The 8498-nt window shown below is 57.6% G+C and carries 5 protein-coding genes and 1 pseudogene; 2 read left to right on the top strand and 4 right to left on the bottom strand.

What is annotated here, in order from left to right; translation table 11 throughout:
• The 3 genes and pseudogenes from KHU32_RS22875 to KHU32_RS22865 all read right to left on the bottom strand — a co-directional run.
• Positions 1-634, bottom strand: a pseudogene (locus tag KHU32_RS22875) (DDE-type integrase/transposase/recombinase); the annotation flags it as partial.
• Positions 635-2335: 1701 nt separating this feature from the next.
• A complete protein-coding gene (locus KHU32_RS22870) occupies positions 2336-4546 on the bottom strand; it encodes a glycosyltransferase (RefSeq protein WP_213672507.1) in 2211 nt (736 codons plus the stop codon).
• Complete coding sequence (locus tag KHU32_RS22865; protein ID WP_213672506.1) at positions 4543-5301, bottom strand: hypothetical protein; 759 nt, start codon at positions 5299-5301, stop codon at positions 4543-4545. Before KHU32_RS22865 ends, KHU32_RS22870 begins: the two co-directional genes overlap by 4 nt.
• A gap of 331 nt (positions 5302-5632) precedes the next feature.
• On the opposite strand from KHU32_RS22865, the gene KHU32_RS22860 reads away from it, so the two are divergent.
• Complete coding sequence (locus tag KHU32_RS22860) at positions 5633-6676, top strand: aldehyde dehydrogenase family protein (protein ID WP_213672505.1); 1044 nt, start codon at positions 5633-5635, stop codon at positions 6674-6676.
• 15 nt (positions 6677-6691) lie between these two features.
• Here KHU32_RS22860 and KHU32_RS22855 read toward each other — a convergent pair whose 3' ends face one another.
• A complete protein-coding gene (locus KHU32_RS22855) occupies positions 6692-7465 on the bottom strand; it encodes a substrate-binding domain-containing protein (protein ID WP_213672504.1) in 774 nt (257 codons plus the stop codon).
• 524 nt (positions 7466-7989) lie between these two features.
• On the opposite strand from KHU32_RS22855, the gene KHU32_RS22850 reads away from it, so the two are divergent.
• The gene (locus tag KHU32_RS22850; protein ID WP_213672503.1) at positions 7990-8316 is read left to right on the top strand and encodes a hypothetical protein; all 327 of its coding nucleotides are present in this window, start codon (positions 7990-7992) and stop codon (positions 8314-8316) included.
• Positions 8317-8498 lie beyond the last annotated feature (182 nt).

The following is an 8498-nucleotide window of genomic DNA, read 5'->3' as shown; positions in this document are numbered from 1 at the left end:
TCGAAAGCATGGGCACGGAACGGTTCTCCGTTCGCCAAGGCCTCTTTGATGAGCGGGACCGCGGCGCCGCCGGCGCCCGGCGTCGTGAAGTGGATGCCGTTGTCGGTCAGCACGGTGTGGATTTTGTAGGGGACTGTGGCGATCAACCGCCGGAGGAAGTCCGCTGCGGTGCGTTGCCTGGCTTCGCGATGAAGCTCGACGAAGGCAAACTTGCTCGTCCTGTCGATCGCCACGAACATGTAGAGCCTGCCTTCGGCGGTCCGCACCTCGGCGAGATCGATATGGAAGAAGCCGATGGGATAGCTTTTGAACTTGGTCTTGGCCGGCGTGTCGCCCTCGACCTCGGGTAAGCGGCTGATCCCGTGACGCTGTAGGCACGATGCAACGACGAGCGCGTCAGCGAGGGGATCGTTGGCTGCAGCGAGTAGAGACAATCATCGAGCGGCAGCAGGGTGTGCCGCCGGAATGCGACGATCACCGCCTCTTCGTCGATCGTCAGCACTGTTGAAGACGGGTTCTTCGGGCCAGTCGGCACATCGGTCACCGAAGCACGCTTCTTCCACTTGGCCACGGTCTTTTGGTTGATGCCGTAGCGCTTCGCCAGCGCCCTCAGGCTCGCTTGACTATGTTGTATCGCTCGACGGACTGCCTCAGTCGTCGTGGCGCTCCCGTGAAGAACCTAGCCCATAGCGCGTCCCTCGATTCCTGCAGCGAGAGTGCACCATCAAAGCCCGGGATCAAACAGCCTAGCTCCACACCATATTCGTACTGGCCCCATTGATCGTCTTTGGCGTAGCCATCAATAATACGCCAGACGGTCGGGATCGAAATCGAGCTGCCCATCGAACCATCCCAACGTCATCTCAGAACGTCGGAGAGATCCTGCTCGGCTGTGTCGGCCGTTCTTCTTGCGCGTGATCCGTGCCGGTTGAAGAGTCGCCAGACGGCGCCCTCCCTGTAGGACAGGCCGGCGCGAGCCGCTCCGCCTGGATCTCCGCCTTTGTAAAGTCGGATTGTCACTCCACAAGCTCCATGATCGGCGCTGAATAGGCTTAGACACGATCAAAACGCCGATTTCGCCCCCCCAGCCCGAGGTCTCGGAAGCCGTATCACGGGCGATGGCGTGCCACCGAATGGCGCTGGAGATACCCCTCCAAAGCGGGTCGCCGCTTCTCGTCGAGACGCACCCTCGGCTACGGTTTTGCCACCACGCGTTCCCCCAGATCCCCCAAAGAAACTGTCGACATCTCTGTTGACCTCCTTGCCGACAGAGACGTCGAATCAATACGTCCGCGTCGCGAAAGACCCTTTGATTCATTCAGGCTGCAGACCGCTCTAGATACGCACGATGGCGCTATCGCGAACTCTCGATCCCCGGATAACATGTCTAGGCTAGGACGCGCGATTTGCAGCCCTAGGAAATTCTACCACGAACATCGCCAGCGTCGCACGCCATCAGCGCACCGCGTTTGGGCGCAATAGACGCCAGCTTCCGGTGACGAGCTTCAGATTGGACAGCCCAATGACATCACCTGCCATTGGGTGCAGCTTGCCCGTCGCCCCGCGCGCTATAAAATCAACTCTGCTCCACCTATATCGTTCACCGCGCTGCGGGCAAGAGATAGTGTGGTCTCTAGGTTATTTTATATCGCAACAATGAAAGCTGCCGATTACCGCAATGGTCAAATCCGAGAGTCGTGCTGCACTACTACTTCATCAGTGCCGGATAACGTCCTCTTTACCCTTTCGCCATATGTCAGCCAGCCATCGTACAGGATATTCAAGGAACCGCGGACATCATGAGCAGTATTACTATTGCCATAACCCCCACTCAAGCAAACTTGGTTTCATACCCACCGACTCACACCAATTCAACACACGCGTCAAACGGCCAAATTCAATAAAAGCAAAGAATTATCTTTCCATCAGGAGCCTCCCGGTTCAATACGCAGATTTAGGTCGAACCCCACAATGGGTCGTTCAGCGAGGTGCGAACCCAGCGCGGCGGTCGCCGCATCTCCTGCCTTACGTGCGACCGCCTCGGCCGCCATCAACGCTTCCATTGCCGAAAGAAGTGCCTTTTCGGATTCGGCGACGCGTCGTGCGTCAGGCCCACATGGTCGGGGCGTATTGATCCCCCCACTACACCGTATGGCCACAGCATGAATCGCACTTACAACGTCCTGGGGCAACGTCGATCTCATCAGGAGCACATGCGCCAACAATTCTTCCCATGATCCTGTCATTATAGATAACTGCTCGGCTTGCTTCTCCGTCATCGAGGGCTCAAAGAGGGCAAGAGCTTTACGCAAAGTGGCAGGATCTGGTGGCGACATCACGTATCGCGTCCTGCAATACGTATCTCTATTGCCTGCCGATAGGCAGATTCGACGGCATCCAGCATATGATCCATCCTGTATTTTGTCTCGAAACTACGCCGGGCGCCTGCGGCCAAACGCTCGCATGCTGCTCGATCACGACCAAGTTCAATGAGCGCGTCAGCAATACCGGCGACCACGGTTGGTCCATCCGGAATCAGTCGGCCATCGACTCCGTCCGTTACGACCTCCGCAAGACCGCCCGCCTCAATTGCTAGCACAGGGCGTCCAGCCGCCATCGCCTCGATCGCTACAAGGCCGAAAGATTCATAGCGGCTCGGCACCAATACAATTTCAGCCTCCCGATAATGTTGCTCTAATATATTTCGCGGCAGTAAGCCCAGAAAACGTACGCGAGGATGATCTTTCAAATCCCCGACGTTTCTTGCATCTAAAATCATTCGCGCCTCCTCGTTTAACTCACCACCAGCAAAATGAAAATCAACATTCGGCAGCGCGTTCAAGACTATCACGGCAGCAGAAATGGCCAAATCGAAACCCTTCCTGGACTCGAAACGACCAACAAAAAGCACCCGAAAGTTAGCATTACGCGATGGCGTCGGCACCCCCTTGAGGAGGTCGATCGTGCCATGAGGCGCCAGAGCCACACGTTCTCGATCAATAGTAATACCATAGGCAAGCTCGATATCCGCGACAATAGCGCAGGAATTCGCCAATAACATTGGCGCCGAAAGAAGCGCCCTTCTTTCGGCGCCAATCATGCGATCGACTACGAAGTGTCTGTAAAGCGGGCGGCTCAGCCACTCCTCCTTATGTGGAAGAGCTAACGCATAGGTTGTATGCAAGGACATGACGACCGCGATATCGGGATCATCAAGGCATAACACCCCTTCCAAATCCCAGATCGGAAACGATAATATATTAAGCCCGTAGCTCTTGATCGCTTGCACCTCCCGCCGAACACGACGATTCCAAGCGGAAATATTGGGCGGGATTCCTGGAGTAACAACGGGAGCGATACCATCGCTTTCCGGCAAAAGTGCATGAAACCACAGACCATCGACAAATCGAATTGATTCATTATCCTCAGCGCGAGTGACGACGTGAACCGCGTGGCCGCGCCCAATGAGGCCTGCCGCTATCCCAGCTGTCCATCGGGCAATACCGGCTTCGGTAGTCGGTGGCCAACCTTGGCTGACTATGCAAATCCTAAGACGCCCTTCAGGACGTGATAGGCGGAGAAAAGGCTCAGGGTTCACCTCTATCGTCAAATCTGCGTTCGGTGTAGTACCGCGCTCTCTGGCGAGAGCCTCGCCCGCCGCGATACCTGCCTCTAGATCCTCGTCAAGCGAAATACGATGCTCGGACCGAATAAGGCGTTCCTTTTCGAGATCTCTATTGGAAGCAAGTAATTCGCGGCGGTACTCAGAGATTGCTGCGGCCGCACATTCAATATCTCGCGGAGCACCGTGCCTCATAACAAAATAAGCCTTGCTCACAGCGGATGGGTAAAGGGTCCGTGCAGCACGTTGCGAATTTCGAATATGACTGGGCGCAAATTGGTGGAACACCAAAGCCGTCGGCTCATAAATTACGCGATAGCCCGCATCTACCAAGCGCAGACAGACATCCGTTTCGTCCAGCAGGTATGCAAAGGCGTGATCAAACCCTCCGATATCCACTAGCGCATCGCGCCTAAAAGTAGAATTCGTCCCCAAAAGACTGGGAAATAACGGCGTCCCCGGTCGATTCAACGGTCGTTCATCAAAAAAGTCGGATACATGATGGGCTCGGCCATACCGATCGCAAATTGTCTTGCGAGCCTGGTAACGCACACCGGTATTGTCTACAGTATAACCACCAACTGCGGCGACCATCTTATCTTGATAAATAGGCAACAGCCGCGCGAGCCACTCAGGATGGGGAGCAGCATCGTCATCCAAGAAAGCTACGATCTCCCCAGCAGCCGCAGCAATGCCAATATTGCGCGAGATAGAAAGATTGCGCACGGAACAGTTCCGCAGCTTAATTCTCCCATGCCATTCATGCAGCACGGCCTCAGTGTCATCCGTTGAAGGTCCGTTAACGACTACAATTTCGAGGTGAGGATAGCGCAATCCTTCGACACCACGGAGGGCGTCCGCGAGTAAAAATCCGCGATTATAGGTATTAATAATAACAGAAACAAGCGGAGAATACGAATTCATCGATCAATCTCCCCCAACAAAACCATCAAATTCAAATTTATTTTTGGAAATTTTTTTTCGTTTATTATAAAATAAATGACGTCTCGGCGCCTTGGGCAATTACGTAAAATTTCCACGATATTATTTGCCGTGCAGTTTTGCTCACCCAAAAATAAAACTAACAACAATCGCACGTCCTCATGCGTCGGCGCCAAATCTATACTATTTTTTGCCGTGATATTAATTTCTTTTGGTATATTTACTGAACCGCCCAAAGCCTCCGCAACAGCAGTAATATGTCGACGCAAATCAGCGACAGGACCACCAAGAGAAAGAGCGGATCTATAAATAATTTCGGAATCGACGTATTTGTTTTGCTCTTTTAGGCAATGCGCATATTGAGTCATATATCCATAGTGCATTGAATACATTTCAAGGCACCGCAAATATAAAAATTCCCCCAACAAAAAATCGCGCGCATCTCTTGCGGTATCGGCCGCCGCGACAAGTTCCCGAAATTCAGGATCTATTTGCGCCGCAGCAATAGTCATTTTTACCGCCTCATTCCTAGATTCAGCCAAATCAGGAAGGGAGCGAAGCAATATTATTGCCGCGTCTCGTTCGCCATTGGCAATCATTTTGGTTGCACGTGATAGAGCGTCATCGGCCTTACTTAAGATACCTTCCTCGAGAACAGATTCTCGCTTTTTGGAATTTAAGGAGGAAATTTTTATGTTCCTCGAAATGTAATTTTTAAGCATTTGTCTCTTTGCCATTTTTTTACTTTAAAGAAAACATTCCTCACATCAACCCCAAGTTTCATCCCTTCCCTTGCCCGATCTTCAGATGGCAAGTGCCTCGGGTGTGATGGCGTCGGAAAATGTGCAAAGTCGCGAATAAACAGGCATGATAAAAAATTTCCGATCCTTCATCTCCGGGAAAAAATCGAATCATGAGAGCATTGGTGCTCACGACAACTGCGTGACTCTGATCGTTAGTACTCGAAATCTGTGGTGCGACCTGCCCCAGTTGCTATGGGCCGCACACGACAGTCGCTGCGCCTAGGCGGGCGTCTGGCTGCGGGCTTTCCAGACCTTCTTCGGCGTCGTGGCTGCGCTGACGGCCTGGAATTCGCCCCTGTTGTTCATCGCCTGGAAATGCGCCCCGGCTCTCGCCGCAGGCTGCACCGTGGTGGTGAAGCCCTCCGAATTCGCTTCCTGCTCCACGCTGGAATTCGCCGCGCTGACCAAGGAGGCGGGCTTTCCGGATGGTGTGTTCAACGTCGTCACCGGTCTTGGGCCCGAGGTCGGATCGGCGCTGGTGGATCACCCCGATGTCGCGAAGATCACTTTCACCGGTTCGGACGCCACGGGCGCGCGCATCTACGCGCAGGCGGCGAAGACGATGAAGCGGGTCACGCTCGAGCTCGGCGGCAAGTCGCCCAATATTGTCTTCGACGATGCCGACCTCGACATGGCAGTGGCCGGCGTCATCTCGGGCATCTTTGCGGCGACGGGCCAGACCTGCATCGCGGGTTCCCGCGTGCTGGTGCAGAACTCCATCCGCGAACGCTTCGCTGAGCGGCTGGTGGAGCTGGGCCGGACGGCCCGCAAGGGCGACCCGATGCTGCCCGACACGAATATCGGACCGGTCACGACCGCGCCGCAGTACCGTAAGATCCTCGACTATATCGACATCGCGAAGAACGAGGGCGCACGCTGCATCCTCGGTGGTGGGCCGGCCGAGGGCTATCCGGGCGGGCAGTTCGTGGAACCCACGATCTTCACGGACGTCCAGCCCTCCATGCGTATCGCCCGCGAGGAGGTGTTCGGGCCGGTCCTTTCCATCCTCGGCTTCGAGGACGAGGCCGAGGCGGTCCGGCTCGCGAACGACACGATCTACGGCCTGGCCGCCGGGGTCTGGACGCAGGACATTGGCCGCGCGGTGCGGATGTCCTCCGCATTGAAGGCGGGGACGGTCTGGGTGAACACCTATCGCGCCGTCAGCTACATGATGCCGTTCGGCGGCATGAAGCATTCCGGCATCGGCCGCGAGAGCGGCATCGAGGCGGTGCGCGGATACCTGGAGACGAAGAGCGTCTGGATCTCCACGGCCAAGGGCGCTCCCGCCAATCCGTTCATCATGCGGTAGCGCCCGGGGAAGCGATCAGGGCAGCGTCACCGTCGTGAAGCCGACGCGCGCGAGGGCACGCTGTCCAGCCTCGCTGAGAATGAACAGCGCCAGATCCTCCGCGCCGGGCCGCGCGCCGCGCAGCACCGCGAGGCCATAGGCCGGCCCGACCGCAAGCGAGGCGGGCAGCTCTGCGATCTCAAGCCCGGGCACCTGCCGCGCGAGCCGGGCCCGAGCGGTCGTGCAGTAGCTGACGTGCAGCCGCATCTTGCCGTCTCTTAGCAGCGCCGCCGGCCAATCCTCTCCCTGCGCGAGCGGACGGCCAACCATGGCCTCATTGATGACGACGGCGCGGGCACGCAACGCGGCCTCGGCGCCGGGATGCTCCGCCTCGATGCGGCGGAAGAGATCCAATGTGTAGTCGCCGACCGGGTCCTGCACCGCCGGGAAGACGCCGAGCGGCACGCCGGGATCGAGCAGCAGCCGCACTGCCGTCTCGCTCGTCAGACCCGTCCCGGCCGGCGCGGCGAGACAGAGCGTGTTGCGCGCAAAGAGCACGACGCGGCTCGCGCGCCCGTCGCGCAGCAGCCTCAGCGGGTGCCCTGTGTCGGCCGAGGTGAAGACATCCGCCTCCTCGCCACGCTCGATGCGCTCGCGCATGAGGCCGGAGAAGCCGAAGCTCGTAGACACCTCACGGCCAGTCTCGCGCCCATAGGCTGTGGCGATTTCCGTCATCGCCTCCCGCAGCGATCCCGCGCCAAAGAGGCGCAGCGGCTCCGCCGAGGCCGGCGTGCCGGCTAGACAGGCCATCGCAGCCAGTATCAAGCGCCAGCCGCGCATCATTGCCTGACCTCCGAGGCCTTCTTCCGGGCTGCTGGGGCGTCCGGAACCCGGAGCCAGTCGGGTACAGCCACGACAACGGCAGTTGAGAGTACGCCCTGCGGCATTCGTTTGGCTCCTCGGAATGATCGAGCGATATACTTCACGGAATATAGCGCTCTGCAACAGCAGCAGAGCAGCAGCGTAGGTCAATGCTCGAGCAGGGAGACAGGTGCCATAGCGGTTGGATGCGATGCCGACTGGGCGGCTTGGCCGAAAACAGCCTCACCGCTTTCCGGCGGTTGCTCGGGAAAGCGGCCAACGCGCTTCTCAAACGGATCGGTAGGTACGGCTGTCAGAAGCTGCCGCCGCCGTGAGCAATCCGATGTGGCCGGTGAGACTAGCGATGGCAGCCAAGGTTCAAGCTCGCCTGTCGCAGGGCCAGCGCTCGTAACGAGCGCTGAAGAAGTAGTCCGCGACCGGCATGCGGGGCCATTAGGGCTGAACCGCGCGAATTGGATGGGATCAGCCGCAAATTCGACAACTTTATCAAGGTGATCGCGGCTGGCGTCCGGACATCAAGCGTTCAAGGTCCGTTGGATGAGCTCACCCAACGTCAAAAGGATTTGGAGGCCAAGCTGGCAGGCGCGCCGGAACAGCCATGGGTTCCGCGACTTCATCCCAGACTCTGCGCGCTCTGCCAGCAGCGCGTGGACCAGCTCCCAAAGCGCCTGGAGGGTGAGGCGAACCGCGAGGTTCTAGAGGCGGCGCGCGCATTGATCGACCAGGCAAAGATCCATCCGCCCGTGGCTCTGGCGGCAGAGCGCCTCGCATCGAACTGATCGGCGCGGCCGACTTCCTTCATTCCTCGGGCCGGCCGTTGTCTGGCGCGCCCCTCAAACAGCGAAACGCCCGCTGTCTTTGGGGACAGCGGGCGTTCTGGGTATGGGATCGCGGTATTGGGAGTATGGGATGCGGGGACAGGATTTGAACCTGTGACCTTCAGGTTATGAGCCTGACGAGC

Origin of the sequence: Roseococcus pinisoli (genome assembly GCF_018413645.1) — a bacterium.
In the GTDB taxonomy this organism is placed as follows: Bacteria; Pseudomonadota; Alphaproteobacteria; order Acetobacterales; family Acetobacteraceae; genus Roseococcus; species Roseococcus pinisoli.
Note: the sequence above shows the minus strand (reverse complement) of the source record. Positions and strands in the feature narration are given on the sequence as shown.

Bases quoted from the DNA above. Each gene is read 5' to 3' on its own strand.
- KHU32_RS22870 (WP_213672507.1), bottom strand. From the start codon at position 4,546: ATGAATTCGTATTCTCCGCTTGTTTCTGTTATTATTAATACCTATAAT.
- KHU32_RS22855 (WP_213672504.1), bottom strand. From the start codon at position 7,465: ATGGCCTGTCTAGCCGGCACGCCGGCCTCGGCGGAGCCGCTGCGCCTC.
- KHU32_RS22865 (WP_213672506.1), bottom strand. From the start codon at position 5,301: ATGGCAAAGAGACAAATGCTTAAAAATTACATTTCGAGGAACATAAAA.